Here is a 16085-nt window from a genome sequence, read left to right as displayed (position 1 = left end):
CCTGCACGTTATCGCTCCGGGGAGGGCGCTTTCAGTGAGTTGGCGCCGAGTATCCGGGTGACGTCGATGACGATGGCCACGCGCGCCGGGTTGGGCCGGGGGACGCGGTACCGCTCGGCGTAGAGGCGCTCGGCGAGGGCGACGTCGTCGGGCGAGGTCGCGATGGACGCCGTGCCCTCGATGGTGCTCCACCGTGCACCGTCCACCTGGCACACGGCGACGCGGCCGGCGCCGGCCAGGATGTGCCGCACGTGGGCGGAGGTCCGGGAGCTGATGACGCGGGCGACGCCGTCGTCGGCGGCGAGGACGGCGCCGACCGCCACCACGTGCGGGGAGCCGTCGGCACGCAGCGTGGTCAGCGTGCACAGGTGACGCTCGGTCCAGAAGGCCCGAAGCGCCGTGGAGGACAGGTCGAGGACGCCGCTCATGCCGTCTCCGCCGGGAGCAGGCCGCCGCTCACGCCGTCTCCGCCGGGAGCAGGCCGCTGCGGACCGCGGCCACCAGCGTGGCGTGGTCGCGTTCGACCTGGTCGGCGTACGTGCGGGCGAACCGGCTCAACGCCTCGTCGAGCTTGTCGCTGCTGCCCGCGTACCCGGCGATCATGGACGCCCCGCTGGTCCGCGCATGGCTCTTGGCCAGCAGGTAGCCGCAGATGCCGGCGTAGTCCGAGAGCGCGCCGGCGCTCATGTCCTCGACCACGATGGCGCCCTTCATGTCCCGGAACTGCCGCACGTAGTACTGCCGTTCGCCGACCGTCGCCCAGCCCAGCAGGGGGTCGCTGACGGTCTGCAACGCCTGCTGATATTCCACCACGCGCTGTCCCTGGTGCCGGTGCCACGCCGCGTCGCCGTGCAGGTGCCGGGCGATCACCGAGCGCCGCGCCTGCTTGATCTGCAGGAAGAGGACGTCGTCGGGGCTGCTGCCCTCGCACAGCGCGACGTACGCCCGCAGGCCCACCGATCCGACGCCGACGACCTTGTGTGCGATGTCGACGATCCGGTAGCCGGCCAGGATGCGCGCCCAGTGCGGCGGCAGCGTGTTGAGGTAGCCGTCGAGCGCCTCCTCCAGCCGGTCGCGGTCGCCGTCCTCCAGGCGGGTGATCAGCGGCGGCTCCGAGACCAGCCGCGCTGTTCCGTCGCGCTGCTCGGTGAAGCGGGGCAGCGCCCGGTCGCTGGTGCGGCGCCGGGCCCGCCGGGCGGCCCGTTCGATGGAGTCCTTGAAGCCGGCCCCGGTCGCGGCCTGCCGCAGCCGGTCCACGTCCAGCTGGTCGAACGAACGGGCCAGCAGGGGCTGCTCGGCGAGGTGGCCGATCTGTTCGCGGTACTCCCGCACGCAGTGCCGGACGGCGTCGGCGCAGGCGCTCTCCCGGAACCCGTTCTGCCGCCCGGCCACGTGCACGCTGACCACGAGGCGGCGCAGGTCCCACTCCCAGGCGCCGGGGTGCGCCTCGTCGAAGTCGTTGAGGTCGAAGACCAGCTCGCGTTCGGGGGAGGCGTAGAACCCGAAGTTCCCCAGGTGGGCGTCACCGCAGATCACCGGATTGATTCCGGTACGGGGCAACGCGGCGAAGTCGTCGGCCATCACGTTGGCCGAGCCCCGCAGGAACGCGTAGGGCGACGCCACCATCCGGCCGATCCGCACCGGGACCAGCCAGGAGACCCGGCCCTCGTGGGCGTCGGTGAGCTGCTGGAGGACGGCGGCGCGGTCGCGCGGCGGGGTCCAGAACGCCGTGTCCGAGCGGTGTGCGCGCTCGCGGAGGGAACGGCCCAGTTCGTACCGTTCCTTGCGGGGCCGGCCGGGCCGGCGCAGGGAGGCGAACCCCTCGTCCGGACCCGTTTCCAGCACGCTGTTCATCGTGTCGCAACTCTACGTGGCGCACATGAACTGGAAACAAACGGCTCTTGACCCAAGCGGTGTTATCGCTAACATGAGGCAACGGGTCACGGGACCGGCCCGGCGTTAGTCTCTTCTCCAGGCCTTTCTCGAGGGGTTGAGGGTGCGTTGGTGGACATCAGGGGGTCCCGTGGCCCGGCCATGACCGACGTCGCGCGTCTCGCCGGCGTCTCGCACCAGACGGTGTCGCGGGTGCTGAACGATCACCCGAACGTCAAGGAGCAGACCCGGCTGCGGGTGCGCGCGGCGATCGCCGAGCTGGGCTACCGGCCGAACCGGGCTGCCCGCACGCTGGTCACCGGCCGTTCGCAGCTGCTCGGCGTCGTCACGTTGAACAGCACGCTGTTCGGCCCGGCGTCGCTGCTGGCGGCGTTCGAGCAGGCCGCGGCGGAGTCCGGCTTCGCGGTGAGCGTGGCCAGTGTGGTGCGCCTGGACCGGGAGTCGGTGGCCGCCGCGGTGGACCGCCATCTGGACCAGCGCGTGGCCGGCCTGGTGGTGATCGCGCCGACCGCGTCGGCCGGTGAGGGGCTGGCGGCGCTGCCCGCGGGTGTGCCGGTGGTGACCATCGACGGCGACCCCAACCGCGCGCACGGGCTCGTCACGGTCGATCAGGTGGCCGGCGCCCGGGCGGCCACGCGACATCTGCTGGACGCGGGTCACCGCACGGTCTGGCACGTCTCCGGGCCGCCGGACTGGTACGACGCGGCCGGCCGGATCGAGGGCTGGCGGCGGACGCTGCTGGAGGCGGGCGCCGAGGTGCCGCCGCCGGTGCAGGCCGACTGGTCGGCCGCCGCGGGCTATTCGGCCGGGCAGATGCTGGCCCGGATGCCCGAGGTCACGGCGGTGTTCACGGCCAACGATCACCTGGCGCTGGGCCTGCTGCGGGCGCTCTACGAGCGGGGCCGGCGGGTGCCGGAGGACGTCAGCGTGGTGGGTTTCGACGACGTGCCGGAGGCGGCGTTCCTGATCCCGCCGCTGACCACGGTGCGGCCGGACTTCGCCGCGGTGGCGCTGGCCGGTCTTGATCTCCTGCTCGCCCAGATGACCGACAGCGAGGCCGCGCCGGGACGCATCGTGGTGAAGCCGAGACTCGTGGTGCGCAACAGTGTCCGGACGTAAATACGTCGTGTCCTGAATGTTGCGAGCAGCCGTTGACACGGCCGATTGTTAGCGTTCACACTTTCGCCTCATGACGCAGCACACACCGCCGTCGTACGTCGTGGGAATCGACTACGGAACGTTGTCCGGTCGTGCCGTCGTGGTCCGGGTCTCCGACGGCGCCGAACTCGGCTCCGCCGTGCACGACTACCCGCACGCGGTGCTGACCGAGACGCTGCCCGACGGGACGCCCCTCGGCCACGACTGGGCGCTGCAGGTCCCGTCCGACTACATCGACGTGCTGCGCATCGCCGTCCCCGCGGCGCTGCGGGCCGCCCAGGTGGATCCGTCGCAGGTGATCGGGGTGGGCACCGACTTCACCGCCTGCACGATGGTGCCGGCGCTGGCCGACGGAACCCCGCTCAACGAGGTCGAGCGCTTCGTCAGCTCGCCGCACGCGTACGTCAAGCTCTGGAAGCATCATGCCGCCCAGCCGCAGGCCGACCGGATCAACGCCCTCGCCGCGAAGCGTGGCGAGTCCTGGCTGCCGCGCTACGGCGGCCTGATCTCCTCGGAGTGGGAGTTCGCCAAGGCCCTGCAGGTCCTCGAGGAGGACCCGGAGGTGTGGGCGGCCACCGAACGCTGGGTCGAGGCGGCCGACTGGATCGTCTGGCAGCTCACCGGCGACTACGTGCGCAACGCCTGCACCGCCGGTTACAAGGGCATCCGCCAGGACGGGCAGTACCCGTCGCGGGAGTTCCTCGCCGAGCTGAACCCGGACTTCGCGGACTTCGTCGAGACCAAGCTGGACCAGCCGATCGGGCAGCTCGGCGAGGCGGCCGGCCGGCTCGGCGCGCGCGCCGCCGAGTGGACCGGCCTGCCGGAGGGCATCGCGGTCGCGGTCGGCAACGTCGACGCGCACGTCACCTCGGCCGCCGCGCAGGCGCTCGAGCCCGGCCAGATGGTCGCCGTGATGGGCACCTCCACCTGCCACATGATCAACCACGACGAGGTCGAGGTCGTGCCGGGCATGTGCGGCGTGGTCGACGGCGGGATCGTCGAAGGCCTGTACGGCTACGAGGCCGGCCAGAGCGGCGTCGGCGACATCTTCGCCTACGTGGTGCCGCCCGGCTACACGCACGAGCAGCTGACCGACCTGGCCCTGGGCCAGAAGCCGGGCGGGCACGGCCTGCTGGTGCTGGACTGGCACGGCGGCAACCGTTCGGTGCTGGTGAACGCGGAGCTGTCCGGCCTGGTCGTCGGCGAGACGCTCGCGACCCGGCCGGAGGACCGCTACCGCGCGGTGATCGAGGCGACCGCCTTCGGCACGCGGGTGATCGTGGAGACGTTCCAGAAGGCCGGTGTGCCGGTGCGGGAGTTCGTCGCGGCCGGTGGGCTGATCAAGAACGCGCTGGTCATGCAGATCTACGCGGACGTGTTGAAGATGCCGCTGTCGGTGATCGGGTCGGACCAGGGCCCGGCGCTGGGCTCGGCGATCCATGCCGCCGCGGCCGCCGGCGCGTACCCGGACGTGCGTGCCGCGGCCGCGGCCATGGGCCGCAAGCAGGAGGCGGTCTGGCGGCCCGACCCGGCGGCGGGGGAGATCTACGACGAGCTCTACGCCGAGTACGTGCGGCTGCACGACTACTTCGGCCGCGGCGAGAACAAGGTCATGCGCAAGCTTCGCGCCATCCAGCGGCGGGCGGTGTCCTCATGACCGTGGCCCAGACGATTCTGACGCTCCGGGAGCAGGTCGCCGGGCTGCACGCCGAGCTGGTGCGCAACGCGCTGGTGGCGTGGACCGCGGGCAACGTGTCCGCCCGGGTGCCCGGCGCCGACCTGCTGGTCATCAAGCCGTCCGGGGTGAGCTACGACGACATCGCTCCGGACACCATGGTCGTCACCGACCTCGAGGGCAAGCTGGTCGAGGGCGATCTCGCGCCGTCGTCGGACACCGCCGCCCACGCGTACGTCTACCGGCACATGCCCGAGGTCGGCGGCGTCGTGCACACCCACTCGACGTACGCGACCGCCTGGGCCGCCCGCGGCGAGCCGATCCCGTGCGTGCTCACGATGATCGCCGACGAGTTCGGCGGCGACATCCCGGTCGGGCCGTTCGCGCTGATCGGCGACGACTCGATCGGCCGTGGCATCGTCGAGACCCTGCGGGCCGGCCGGTCCCGGGCGGTGCTGATGCGCAACCACGGCCCGTTCACGGTCGGCAAGGACGCGAAGGCGGCGGTGAAGGCCGCGGTGCTGTGCGAGGACGTCGCGCGCACCGTGCACATCGCCCGCCAGCTCGGGGAGCCGGTGCCGATCGCGGCGCACCACGTCGACTCCCTCTACGACCGCTACCAGAACGTCTACGGACAGGAGCCGCGAGCGTGACACCCCAGATCTGGTTCCTCACCGGCAGCCAGGGTCTCTACGGTCCGGAGACCCTCGACCAGGTGGCCGATCAGTCGCAGCAGATCCAGCGGATGCTGACCGCCGGCGGGCTGGTCGCCGACCTGGTCGGCAAGCCGGTGCTCACCGGCAGCGCCGCCATCCGCGACGTGATGCTGGCGGCCAACGCCGACGGCAACTGCATCGGCGTGATCGCCTGGATGCACACGTTCTCCCCGGCCAAGATGTGGATCACCGGGCTGGACGCGCTCCGCAAGCCGCTGCTGCACCTGCACACCCAGCTGAACGAGGCGCTGCCCTGGGAGTCCATCGACATGGACTTCATGAACCTGAACCAGGCCGCGCACGGCGACCGCGAGTTCGGCTTCATCCAGGCCCGGCTCGGCGTGCCGCGCAAGACCATCGCCGGGCACGCGAGCGACCCGGGCGTGCTGGAGCGGATCAACCGGTGGGCGCGCGCCGCGACCGGCGTGCAGCACCTGCGGACGTTGCGTCTGGCGCGGTTCGGCGACAACATGCGGGATGTGGCCGTCACCGAGGGCGACAAGGTCGAGGCCGAGCTGCGGTTCGGCGTCTCGGTCAACACGTACGGCGTGAACGACCTGGTCGAGCGGGTCGACGCGGCCGGCGACGACGAGGTGGACAAGCTGGTCGCCGAGTACGCGGACGCGTACGAGCTGGCGCCGGAACTGGCCCGCGGCGGCGACCGGCACGACTCGCTGCGGTACGCCGCGCGGATCGAGGCCGGGCTGCGCCGCTTCCTCACCGACGGCGGGTTCGGCGCGTTCACCACGAACTTCGAGGACCTGGGCGGGCTGCGCCAGCTGCCGGGCCTGGCGGTGCAGCGGCTGATGGCCGACGGCTACGGGTTCGGCGGCGAGGGCGACTGGAAGACCTCGGTGCTGCTGGCCACGATCAAGGCGATGGCGCCCGGCGGCCGGACCTCGTTCATGGAGGACTACACCTACCACTTCGGACCCGGCGAGCCGAAGATCCTGGGCGCGCACATGCTCGAGGTGTGCCCGACCATCGCGGCCGGCACCCCGCGCGTGGAGATCCACCCGCTGGGCATCGGCGGCCGTGAGGACCCGGTACGCCTGGTCTTCGACGCCGCCCCCGGCCCGGCCGTGGTGATCGGCATGTCCGACATGGGCGAGCGGTTCCGCCTGGTCGCCAACGAGGTGGACGTGGTGCCGCCGGACGCGCCGCTGCCGAAGCTGCCGGTCGCCCGGGCGGTGTGGAAGCCGCGCCCGTCGCTGTCCACCTCGGCCGAGAGCTGGCTCACCGCCGGCGGCCCGCACCACACCGTGATGACCGCGGCCGTCGACTCCGAGACGCTCCGCGACTTCGCCACCATGCTGAACACCGAGTTGCTCCTGATCGACTCATCGACCAATGTAAATGATTTTGCGGATCGGATCCGCTGGAATCAGGCGTACTACCGCCTGGCACGCACCCTGTGACACCTAGAGGAGAGTTCATGCGCTACACCCGTTTGGCGGCAGTCGCCTCCGCCGTCGTTCTTGCCGCGTCGCTGACCGCGTGCGGCAACAGTGAGAAGACCGTCGACCAGCAGGCGTCGACCGGCACCGACAACGCCGGCGCCCTGATCGGCGTCACCATGCCCACGCGGTCCTCGGAGCGCTGGATCGGCGACGGCGACAACCTGAAGAAGCAGCTCGAGGGCCTGGGCTACAAGGTCGACCTGCAGTACGCCGAGGACGACATCCCGACCCAGGTCAACCAGCTCGACAACCAGATCACCAAGGGCGCCAAGCTGCTGATCATCGCGTCCATCGACGGCACCGCGATCACCACCCAGCTGCAGAGCGCCAAGGACAACAAGATCCCGGTCATCGCGTACGACCGGCTGATCCGCAACTCGCCGAACGTGGACTACTACGCCACGTTCGACAACTTCAAGGTCGGCGTGCAGCAGGCGACCTCGCTGCTGACCGGCCTCAAGGTGCTCAACGCCGACGGGTCGAAGGGCACCGCGAAGGGCCCGTTCAACGTCGAGCTGTTCGCCGGCTCGCCGGACGACAACAACGCCACGTTCTTCTACAACGGCGCGATGTCGGTGCTCAAGCCCTACCTGGACGACGGCACGATCAAGGTGCCCAGCAAGCAGACCGAGTTCAAGACGATCGCGATCCTGCGGTGGCAGGCCAAGACCGCCCAGGACCGGATGGAGAACCTGCTGACCTCGACCTACCGCTCGGGCCTCAAGGTGCAGGGCGTGCTGTCCCCGTACGACGGCCTCTCGATCGGCATCCTGTCGGCGCTGAAGAGCAACGGTTACGGCACCGCGGGCCAGCCCTACCCGATCGTCACCGGCCAGGACGCCGAGCTCGCCTCGGTGAAGTCGATCATCGCCAACGAGCAGTACTCGACGATCTACAAGGACACCCGTGAGCTGGCCAAGACCACCGTGGGCATGGCCGACGCCGTGCTCAAGGGTCAGAAGCCGACCACGAACAACGAGAAGGACTACGACAACGGCGTGAAGGTCGTGCCGGCGATGCTGCTCGAGTCGGTCATCGTGGACAAGACCAACTACGAGAAGACCCTGGTCGACACCGGCTACTACAAGAAGTCCGACCTGGGATGACGATCCTGTCGATGCGGGGCATCACCAAGACCTTCCCCGGGGTGAAGGCCTTGCAGGACGTCACGCTGGATGTGGAACGGGGCGAGATCCACGCGATCTGCGGGGAGAACGGCGCGGGCAAATCCACGCTGATGAAGGTGCTGTCCGGCGTCTACCCGCACGGCTCGTACGACGGAGAGATCCTCTTCGACGGCGAGCCGTGCCGGTTCGCCGGCATCCGGGACAGTGAGCACCGGGGCATCGTCATCATCCACCAGGAGCTGGCGCTGGCCCCGAACCTGTCGATCGCCGAGAACATCTTCCTCGGCAACGAGCAGGCGACCCGCGGGATGATCGACTGGAACCGCACCAACCAGGCGGCGCAGCGTCTGCTGCGCCGCGTGGGCCTGGCGGAGAACGCCGTCACCCCGGTGGTCGACCTCGGCGTCGGCAAACAGCAGCTGGTGGAGATCGCCAAGGCGCTCTCCAAGGAGGTCAGGCTGCTGATCCTGGACGAGCCGACCGCGGCGCTCAACGACGAGGACTCCGAGCACCTGCTCGACCTCATCCGCGGCCTGCGCGACGAGGGGATCACCTGCGTGATCATCTCGCACAAGCTCAACGAGGTGATGGCCATCGCGGACCGGGTCACGATCCTGCGCGACGGCCGGACGATCAGCACGATGAGCATGGAAGCCGACCAGGTGACCGAGGAGAAGATCATCGCCGGCATGGTCGGCCGCGATCTCGACCACCGATTCCCGCTGCGCGACCCGATCATCGGCGACGAGATCCTGCGCATCGAGGACTGGACGGTGCACAGCCCGACCCAGCACGGCCGGGTCCTGGTCCGCGGGGCCAACCTGAACCTGCGCCGGGGCGAGATCGTCGGCCTGGCCGGGCTGATGGGCGCCGGCCGCACCGAGCTCGCGATGAGCGTGTTCGGGCGGTCGTTCGGCACCGGGATCTCCGGGCGGGTCTACAAGGACGGGCAGCTCGTGCAGCTGCGCTCGGTGCAGGACGCGATCAGGCACGGCATCGCGTACGCCACTGAGGACCGCAAGCGGTATGGCCTGAACCTGATCGAGGACATCAAGCGGAACGTCTCCGCCGCCGGCCTCCGCAAGCTCGCCAAACGCGGCTGGGTCGACGACAACGAGGAGTTCAAGGTCGCCGAGGAGTACCGCAAGTCGATGAACATCAAGGCGCCCAGCGTCTCGAGCATCACCGGCAAGCTCTCCGGCGGCAACCAGCAGAAGGTCGTCCTGTCGAAGTGGATCTTCACCAACCCGGACGTCCTGATCCTCGACGAGCCCACCCGCGGCATCGACGTGGGCGCCAAGTACGAGATCTACACGATCATCAACCGGCTCGCCGAGGCCGGCAAGGCGGTGCTGCTCATCTCCAGTGAGCTGCCCGAGCTGCTGGGACTCTGCGACCGCATCTACACGTTGTCGGCCGGCCGGATCACCGGTGAGGTGCCCCGGGCCGACGCCACCCAGGAGGGCCTGATGACGCTCATGACCGCAGGGACGGCGCAATGACCAGCGTCGCGCCCAGCAACGCCGACCTGGCGGTCGACCCGGCCCCGACCGCCAACGCCGGTCCGCCGCGGCGCTTCCAGCTGAACCTGCGCCAGAGCGGCATCTACTTCGCCTTCGCGGCGATCGTGGTGCTGTTCACCATCCTCACCGGTGGTGACCTGCTGGCGCCGCAGAACATCAGCAACATCGTGGTGCAGAACTCGTACATCCTGATCCTGGCGATCGGGATGATCCTGGTGATCATCGCCGGGCACATCGACCTGTCGGTGGGCTCGATCGTGGCCGCCAGCGGGGCGTTCGCCGCGGTGATGATGGTCAACCAGGGCTGGCCGTGGCCGCTGGCCGTGCTCGTCACCCTGCTCATCGGCGGGCTGATCGGCGCGTGGCAGGGCTACTGGGTCGCCTACTTCGGGATCCCGGCGTTCATCGTGACGCTGGCCGGCATGCTGCTGTTCCGCGCGGTGACGCTGACCGTGCTGGGCAACCGGGGCATCGGGCCGTTCCCGGAGGAGGTGCGGACCCTGGCCAACGGGTTCACCGAGGGCTATCTGGGCAACATCGGCCTGGGCGGCGCGCTCGGCGGCGCCGACCTGCTCAGCCTGCTGGTCGGCGTGGTCGCGGTCGGCGTGATCGCGGTGACCCAGTGGCGCACCCGGGCCGCCCGGCTGCGGTACGAGCAGCAGGTCGAGTCGATGCCGCTGTTCATCGCGAAGATCGCCCTGGCCGGACTGGTGATCATGTTCGTGGTCGTCCAGCTCGCCCGGTTCAAGAACCTGCCCTGGGTGCTGGTCCTGCTGGCCGCGCTGGTGATCGGCTACTCGCTGCTCACCAACCGGGCGGTGTTCGGCCGGCAGATCTACGCCGTGGGTGGCAACCTGCAGGCTGCCACGCTGTCCGGCGTGAAGGTCAAGTCGGTGATCTTCTGGATCTTCGTGAACATGGGCGTGCTGTCCGCGCTGGCCGGCATCATCTTCGCCGGGCGGCTCAACCAGGCCAACCCGACCGCGGGTGACCAGTTCGAGCTGGACGCCATCGCGGCCGCGTTCATCGGCGGCGCCGCCGTGCAGGGTGGCGTCGGCAAGGTGGTCGGTGCGATCACCGGCGGCCTGATCATGGGTGTGATCAACAACGGGATGAGCCTGATCGGCGCGCAGACCGAGTCGGTCATGTTCGTCAAGGGCGCGGTGCTGCTCGCCGCGGTCGCCTTCGACGTGTGGACCAAGCGCCGGGCCGGCGCCGCCCGCTGATCCTGGCACGCGGAAGGAGGTGAGGGCAGGCGCCCTCACCTCCTTTTTCGCGGTTTCAGCAGATATCGCGCCCCACGACCGCCGATTCTGTTGCCTTACTGACCTGAATCCGACTCTTCCAGCACCGTTCCGCCTGCTCCCTCCACCATGGATGCGCGCATTGCGGGAGGCGGCAAGATGGCGGCTGGGCTGGGACGAGCGGCTGGGCAGGGACGAGCGGACGCGGTGCGGCGCGGGCGGCGGGAGTCGCGACTGGACGCGGCGGCGCCGGTCCATCGTCGCGCGTTCGCGCAGCGGCTCCGCGATCTCCGGGCCGAGTGCCGCACGCCGTCCTACCGGGTGCTCAGCTCTCTCGCGCACTGCGCGACGGGCACGCTGAGCGAGGCGGCGAGCGGCCGGCGGTTGCCGACCTGGGAGACCACCCGGGCGTACGTGACGGGCTGCCTGCGCCACGCCGGACGCGACCTCGGGCTGGCCGCCGAGCTGGACCGCTGGCGTGCCGACTGGGAGCGTGCCGCCCGCGCCGAGCGCACGCCGTACACGCCCTTCGCCCCGCGCGTCCCCGCACCTTCCGCGGTCCCGCGCGCACGCCGAGGCCGCCGCACCCGCCCCCTGCTGTTCCTGCCGATCGTGCTTCTCGTGATCCTCACCGTCGCCGGGCTGCGCGTGGGGCGGCCGGTCGGCGCCCCGCCGATGAGCGGCCTCTTCAACGTGCTCCTGGCGGCGCCGGAGCGGACCGGGGCGGTCCCGGCCGCCGCCGACCGGCTGCACGCGCTGCTCGAGGGCGATCTCCGGGCCTGGTCGGCCGAGACGTCCGCGGTTCAGGTGCGCATCCCGGAGGACACCTCGCCGGGCGACCTCGGCACGCTCGCCGACCAGCAGAACGCCGACGTCGTGCTGCGGCCGGTCCTGGCCGGGGACGACGGCGTCCGGTCGCTCACCGCGGTCGAGATCTACCTGACCGGCCGCGCGCTCGGCGGCACCCCCGAGTACGCCGGCGTCTACCGCCTCGGCCTGCTCGAACCGACCGGCTACCACCCCGGCGTCACCGGCGACGTGCGCCCCGCGGTGCTGTCCTACCGCAACGCGGTGCTGAGCGTGGTCCGCGGCGCCGGCGCCTACGCGTACGGGGACTTCGCCGCCGCCGAGAGCCACTTCGCCGGGGCGGGCGACGAGCTGCGGCTGGTCGGCGACGCCGGTGAGCGGCCGGTCGGCCGGGCGACGACCGACCTCCTGCTCGGCATCGCCCGGACCGCACAGGACCCGGCCCGTGCCGTGGAGCCGCTGGAACGGGCGGCCGCCGACGACCCGCGTGCCCACGTCGCGCTCGGCGCCGCCCTGAGCGCCCTGGCGCGATGCGACCGCCCGTCGTCTGATGTGGCCGGTCGCCTGGACGACGCCGACGCGCACTACGAGCGGTTCCTGCGCCGTCCCCCGGACGAGGGCCCGGGCCTGCTCGACATGACGGCCCACTACAACCTGGGCCGCAACGCCGAGTGCCAGGGCCGGGCCGGTCTCGCGGGCGCCTGGGCGCGGGCCGGACGCGAGTACGCCGAGGTGCTCCGGCTGCGGGAGACGACCCGGCTCACCGGGGCGCGCGCCCGGGAGGCGACGGTGCTGGCGGAGAAGGCGCGGACCGCCATCGAGTGGTTGCCTCGATGAGGTTCACGCGTCGACGCGCCACGATCGCCGGCGCCACCGCCCTGACCGGGATCACCCTCGTGAGTGCCGTGCTGGGCGCGGTCTCCCGGCCGGAACCCACCGGAGCGCCGCCCGGTCCCGCGTCCACCGCCACCCCCACGCCTGCCCCGGCGCCGGCCGGCCCGTCCGGGACAGCCCCGGCGACGTCGCCCACCGGCCCGGAACGTTGGACGACGCCGGCCGGCCGGTTGCACGCCGTGCAACCGGCCGGCGGGCCGGCCGGGCCCTCGTCCACCGGACCGCGCGCACCGGGCGACCCGCCGGAGGCTCGGCCGCCGGCCGACGACCCGGTGCTGATCGAGGGCGCCCTGCAGACCCCGGACACGCTGCCGCCCGGCGTACGGGAACAGGTCGACTTCTTCCTCGGTGGCGGACCCGAGTGCTGGGAGGCCGAACCCGGTGGGCCCAGCGTCGGGATGCAGAGCAAGCCGATCATCCCGACCCAGTTCCTGCTCTGCTTCCTCGGCTTCCGGGACGACCGGCCGCTGCGGGTCACCGTCACGCCGCCCGTCGGCCGGCCGGTCACCCGGACCGTGCCGCCGCAGGAGACGACCGGCGGCGGCGTCTTCCTGCCCTGGCCGATCCTGCCGTCCGACCGGGCCGGGACGTACCGGGTGACCGCGAGCCAGGGCGGCCGGACGGCGAGCCGGTCGTTCGCGATCAGCCGGCCGGCCACGCCCCGGATCTGGCTGGACCGCGGGCACGAGCAGATCGACCACAGTGTCGACCTGCACCTGTACTTCGCGGGGTTCCCGCGAGGTGGCACAGTGGACTTCACGCTCTATCGGGAGGAGCGGTTCTTCTCGACGTTCCGGGTGCGGGCGGACGCGCTGGGCGGCGGGCACGCGGTGATCCGGACCGGGAACGATCTGCCCGACGCCTGCTGGGGTGTGACGCATCCGGTGCTGGCCGGTGGCCCCAACCTCGATGTCTTCTGCACGTACGCCGAGGCACAGGAGCCGGGAGGTGAGTGACACGGCGGCGCGGCGGGGCCGGCGTGAGGCCGAGCTGGACGAGAGCGTTCCCGAGCACCTGCGCGAGCTCGCCCAGCGGCTGCGTGACCTGCGCGCGGAGTGCGGCGGGCCGCCGTACCGGGTGCTCAGCGGCCTGGCGCACTGCGCGACCAGCACGCTGTCCGAGGCGGCGAGCGGACGCCGCGCGCCGACCTGGGAGACCACCCGGTCGTACGTGATCGGGTGTCTGCGTTTCGCCGGCCGGACCGCCGAGCTGGACCGGGTCCTGCCGCGCTGGGAAGTCCTGTGGGAGCGGGCCGTGACGGCGCCCGCCCCGCAGCCCGTGCTCGCGCCAGCGCCCGCGCCGGTCGTGGTGACGGGAAAGGCGCCGCGACGGTCCGCGCCGCACGCGCTCGTGGTCGTCATCCTGCTGCTGGTGACCGGTTTCCTGCTCGCGTCCGACGAACCGGACGGCCCGGCGCCGATGCGCGGCGCCTTCAACATCGCGGTGGCGGCGGGCGGTTCGCCCGAGCTTGCCCGGTCGCTCGCCGCGGAGCTGCGGTCCTGGGCCGGCGACCCGTCCGCGATCGAGATCCGCGCGCTGCCCGGCCGGGCAGCCGCCGATCTGGAACGGACCGCCGCCGAACTGGGCGCCGACGTGGTGCTGCGGCCGGTCGTGCATCCCGCCGGCGCGCGGACGGTCACCACGGCCGAGATCTTCGTCAGCGACGGGGCCTTGGGGGAGGTGCCCGAGTTCGCCGGCCGGCACGACCTGACCGTCAGCGAACCGGCGCCGTCGCCCGGCCGGCTCACCGGGACGACGCGGCGCTACCTCGAGGCGGTGGTCACGTTCCTGCGCGGCCTGAGCGCCTTCGCCAACGCGGACTACCCGGCCGCCGAGGGCCACTTCATCAGGGCCGGCGAGGAGTTCGACCGGATCGCCGTCGCGACCCGGGCGCCGGACATCCACCGGGTGGTCGTCGACCTGATGGCCGGGAACGCCGCCGGCCGGATCAACCCCGCCCGGGCCATCCCGCACTTCCGGCGGGCGCTGGACGAGCAGCCCGGGTACGGCCGCGCCCGGGTCGGTCTCGCCGAGGCGTACCGGGCGCAGGTGCGGTGCGAGCGGGGCGCCGACCTGGGCCTGCTGGACGAGGCGGAGGCGCACTACCGGCTGGCGGCGGCCGGCTCGCCGGAGAACCCGCTGCTCGGCATGAAGGCGCACCTCGGTCTCGGCCTGAGCGCCAGTTGCCGGGGCCAGGCCGGCGGCGGTACGAGCACGTGGGCGGCCGCCGACGCCGCCTACGCCGAGGTGCGGATGCTGTACGCGGACGGCAACCACTCGCGGAACGCACGCTGGCTGGCCGCCGAGGCGACCGCCGGGGCAGGCCTGGACGCCCTGCTCGGCCGCGGCGACCTCGCGACGGCGGCCGAGCGGTACGAGCGGGCGGTCGACCTGATGGCCGGGATCACCGCCCCCGCCCCGGTGCACCTGGAACGGCAGGCGGTCTTCCTGCGCGTCCTGCAGGGCTGCTACGAGCGGCTGGACCGCCCGGACGAGGCCCTCGAGACGGATGCCCGGCTCCGGGAGACCCAGCAGAGGCTCCAGGAGCTGACCCCCCTTCGTTGAGCCGCCAGACACCCCTCGGGGCGAAGGTCTGGCCTCGCTGTGGGCTTTGGCTTGGGCGCTGCCAGGCGCCCGCGTGCCCGCTCGCTGTTGTTGCCGCCGCTTGCGCTCGGCGCGGGGTTCGCTCGGGTGTGCCGGGCGCGCGGGTGCGTGTTCGCCGTTGTTGCCGCCGCTTGCGCCCCGGCGCGGGGCCGGGCTGGTTGCCAGGCGCCCGGGTGCCTGCTCGCTGTTGTTGCCGCCGCTTGCGCTCGGCGCGGGGTTCGCTCGGGTGTGTCGGGCGCGCGGGTGCGTGTTCGCTGTTGTTGCCGCCGCTTGCGCCCCGGCGCGGGGCCGGGCCGGTTGCCAGGCGCCCGGGTGCCCGCTCGCTGTTGTTGCCGCCGCTCGCGGCCGTGGCCGGGCGCGGTTGGTGGTAGGAGCGGGCGCAGGTGGTAGGAGCGGGCGCGGGTGGCAGGACAGGCACGCAGTGGTGGGCCAGCGCGGTATCCGGGCCGAAATAGCGCTCTGAGCCACCACGGTCCGCGCGCGTGGTAGCTCAGAGCGGGGCAAGCTCAGTGGATAGCGCCCGGTCCTACCACCGGCCGCGGGCGCCGGCGGCGCGCAACGGCCGGGCCTGGGCCGACGACGCAGATGCCGCCTTCAGCTACCACTGCCGTGCCTGGCTACCACTGCCGTGCCTGGCTACCACTGCCGTGCCCGGCTACCACCGCGAGCGGCGGCAGCGACGGTGAGCGGGCAGGCGGGCGCCTGGCAGACGCGCATTGACTCGTGCCGGGCGTGAGCGGCGGCAGCGACGGTGAGTGGGCAGGCGGGCGCCTGGCAGACGCGCATTGACTCGTGCCGGGCGTGAGCGGCGGCAGCGACGGTGAGTGGGCAGGCGGGCGCCTGGCAGACGCGCATTGGGTCGCGTCCGCTGGCGTGGTGTAAGAGGCGGCCAGCGCTGATCCGTGTGGGTTGATGTTAGGCGGCTATCTCGGCGGGTTCGAGGTCGGGTTGGGTGTCTTGGCTGGTGGTGATGGGTGTGAGGCG

At 71.9% G+C, this 16085-nt stretch carries 12 protein-coding genes; 10 read left to right on the top strand and 2 right to left on the bottom strand.

Annotation, left to right across the window (positions count from 1 at the left end; all coding sequences use genetic code 11):
* Positions 1-8 precede the first annotated feature (8 nt).
* The gene (locus QSK31_RS37660) at positions 9-428 is read right to left on the bottom strand and encodes a TIGR03618 family F420-dependent PPOX class oxidoreductase (protein ID WP_285689486.1); all 420 of its coding nucleotides are present in this window, start codon (positions 426-428) and stop codon (positions 9-11) included.
* Positions 429-456: 28 nt separating this feature from the next.
* Entirely contained in the window at positions 457-1854 is a 1398-nt protein-coding gene (locus QSK31_RS37655; protein ID WP_285689485.1) for a DUF2252 domain-containing protein, read from the bottom strand.
* A 180-nt stretch (positions 1855-2034) separates the two neighbouring features.
* On the opposite strand from QSK31_RS37655, the gene QSK31_RS37650 reads away from it, so the two are divergent.
* The 10 genes from QSK31_RS37650 (at position 2035) to QSK31_RS37605 (ending at position 15062) form a co-directional block, all read left to right on the top strand.
* Positions 2035-3012, top strand: a complete 978-nt coding sequence (locus QSK31_RS37650) for a LacI family DNA-binding transcriptional regulator (RefSeq protein WP_285689588.1) — start codon at positions 2035-2037, stop codon at positions 3010-3012.
* Positions 3013-3082: 70 nt separating this feature from the next.
* Complete coding sequence (araB, locus tag QSK31_RS37645; RefSeq protein WP_285689484.1) at positions 3083-4708, top strand: ribulokinase; 1626 nt, start codon at positions 3083-3085, stop codon at positions 4706-4708.
* Positions 4705-5379, top strand: coding sequence for an L-ribulose-5-phosphate 4-epimerase (locus QSK31_RS37640; protein WP_285689483.1), 675 nt, complete (start codon positions 4705-4707; stop codon positions 5377-5379). Before araB ends, QSK31_RS37640 begins: the two co-directional genes overlap by 4 nt.
* Positions 5376-6860 (top strand): L-arabinose isomerase, encoded by a 1485-nt coding sequence (gene araA / locus QSK31_RS37635; RefSeq protein ID WP_285689482.1) that lies wholly within the window; start codon positions 5376-5378, stop codon positions 6858-6860. Before QSK31_RS37640 ends, araA begins: the two co-directional genes overlap by 4 nt.
* Before the next feature lie 17 nt (positions 6861-6877).
* Positions 6878-8008, top strand: coding sequence for a multiple monosaccharide ABC transporter substrate-binding protein (gene chvE, locus QSK31_RS37630; RefSeq protein ID WP_285689481.1), 1131 nt, complete (start codon positions 6878-6880; stop codon positions 8006-8008).
* The gene (gene mmsA / locus QSK31_RS37625) at positions 8005-9531 is read left to right on the top strand and encodes a multiple monosaccharide ABC transporter ATP-binding protein (protein WP_285689480.1); all 1527 of its coding nucleotides are present in this window, start codon (positions 8005-8007) and stop codon (positions 9529-9531) included. The genes chvE and mmsA overlap by 4 nt, the downstream gene beginning before the upstream one ends.
* The gene (gene mmsB, locus QSK31_RS37620; protein ID WP_285689479.1) at positions 9528-10778 is read left to right on the top strand and encodes a multiple monosaccharide ABC transporter permease; all 1251 of its coding nucleotides are present in this window, start codon (positions 9528-9530) and stop codon (positions 10776-10778) included. The genes mmsA and mmsB overlap by 4 nt, the downstream gene beginning before the upstream one ends.
* 177 nt (positions 10779-10955) lie before the next feature.
* A complete protein-coding gene (locus QSK31_RS37615; protein WP_285689478.1) occupies positions 10956-12440 on the top strand; it encodes a hypothetical protein in 1485 nt (494 codons plus the stop codon).
* Positions 12437-13453: a hypothetical protein gene (locus QSK31_RS37610; RefSeq protein WP_285689477.1), complete on the top strand. Its 1017-nt coding sequence runs from the start codon at positions 12437-12439 to the stop codon at positions 13451-13453. The genes QSK31_RS37615 and QSK31_RS37610 overlap by 4 nt, the downstream gene beginning before the upstream one ends.
* A complete protein-coding gene (locus QSK31_RS37605) occupies positions 13446-15062 on the top strand; it encodes a tetratricopeptide repeat protein (protein ID WP_285689476.1) in 1617 nt (538 codons plus the stop codon). The genes QSK31_RS37610 and QSK31_RS37605 overlap by 8 nt, the downstream gene beginning before the upstream one ends.
* Positions 15063-16085: the final 1023 nt, after the last annotated feature.

Origin of the sequence: Actinoplanes sp. NBRC 103695, assembly GCF_030269485.1 — a bacterium.
Taxonomy (GTDB): Bacteria; Actinomycetota; Actinomycetes; order Mycobacteriales; family Micromonosporaceae; genus Actinoplanes.
This window is presented reverse-complemented; position numbering and strand designations above follow the sequence as displayed.

Coding starts and splice junctions, on each gene's coding strand:
- QSK31_RS37660 (WP_285689486.1), bottom strand. CDS start 428: ATGAGCGGCGTCCTCGACCTGTCCTCCACGGCGCTTCGGGCCTTCTGG.
- QSK31_RS37655 (WP_285689485.1), bottom strand. CDS start 1,854: ATGAACAGCGTGCTGGAAACGGGTCCGGACGAGGGGTTCGCCTCCCTG.
- QSK31_RS37650 (WP_285689588.1), top strand. CDS start 2,035: ATGACCGACGTCGCGCGTCTCGCCGGCGTCTCGCACCAGACGGTGTCG.
- araB (WP_285689484.1), top strand. CDS start 3,083: ATGACGCAGCACACACCGCCGTCGTACGTCGTGGGAATCGACTACGGA.
- QSK31_RS37640 (WP_285689483.1), top strand. CDS start 4,705: ATGACCGTGGCCCAGACGATTCTGACGCTCCGGGAGCAGGTCGCCGGG.
- chvE (WP_285689481.1), top strand. CDS start 6,878: ATGCGCTACACCCGTTTGGCGGCAGTCGCCTCCGCCGTCGTTCTTGCC.
- mmsA (WP_285689480.1), top strand. CDS start 8,005: ATGACGATCCTGTCGATGCGGGGCATCACCAAGACCTTCCCCGGGGTG.
- mmsB (WP_285689479.1), top strand. CDS start 9,528: ATGACCAGCGTCGCGCCCAGCAACGCCGACCTGGCGGTCGACCCGGCC.
- QSK31_RS37615 (WP_285689478.1), top strand. CDS start 10,956: ATGGCGGCTGGGCTGGGACGAGCGGCTGGGCAGGGACGAGCGGACGCG.
- QSK31_RS37610 (WP_285689477.1), top strand. CDS start 12,437: ATGAGGTTCACGCGTCGACGCGCCACGATCGCCGGCGCCACCGCCCTG.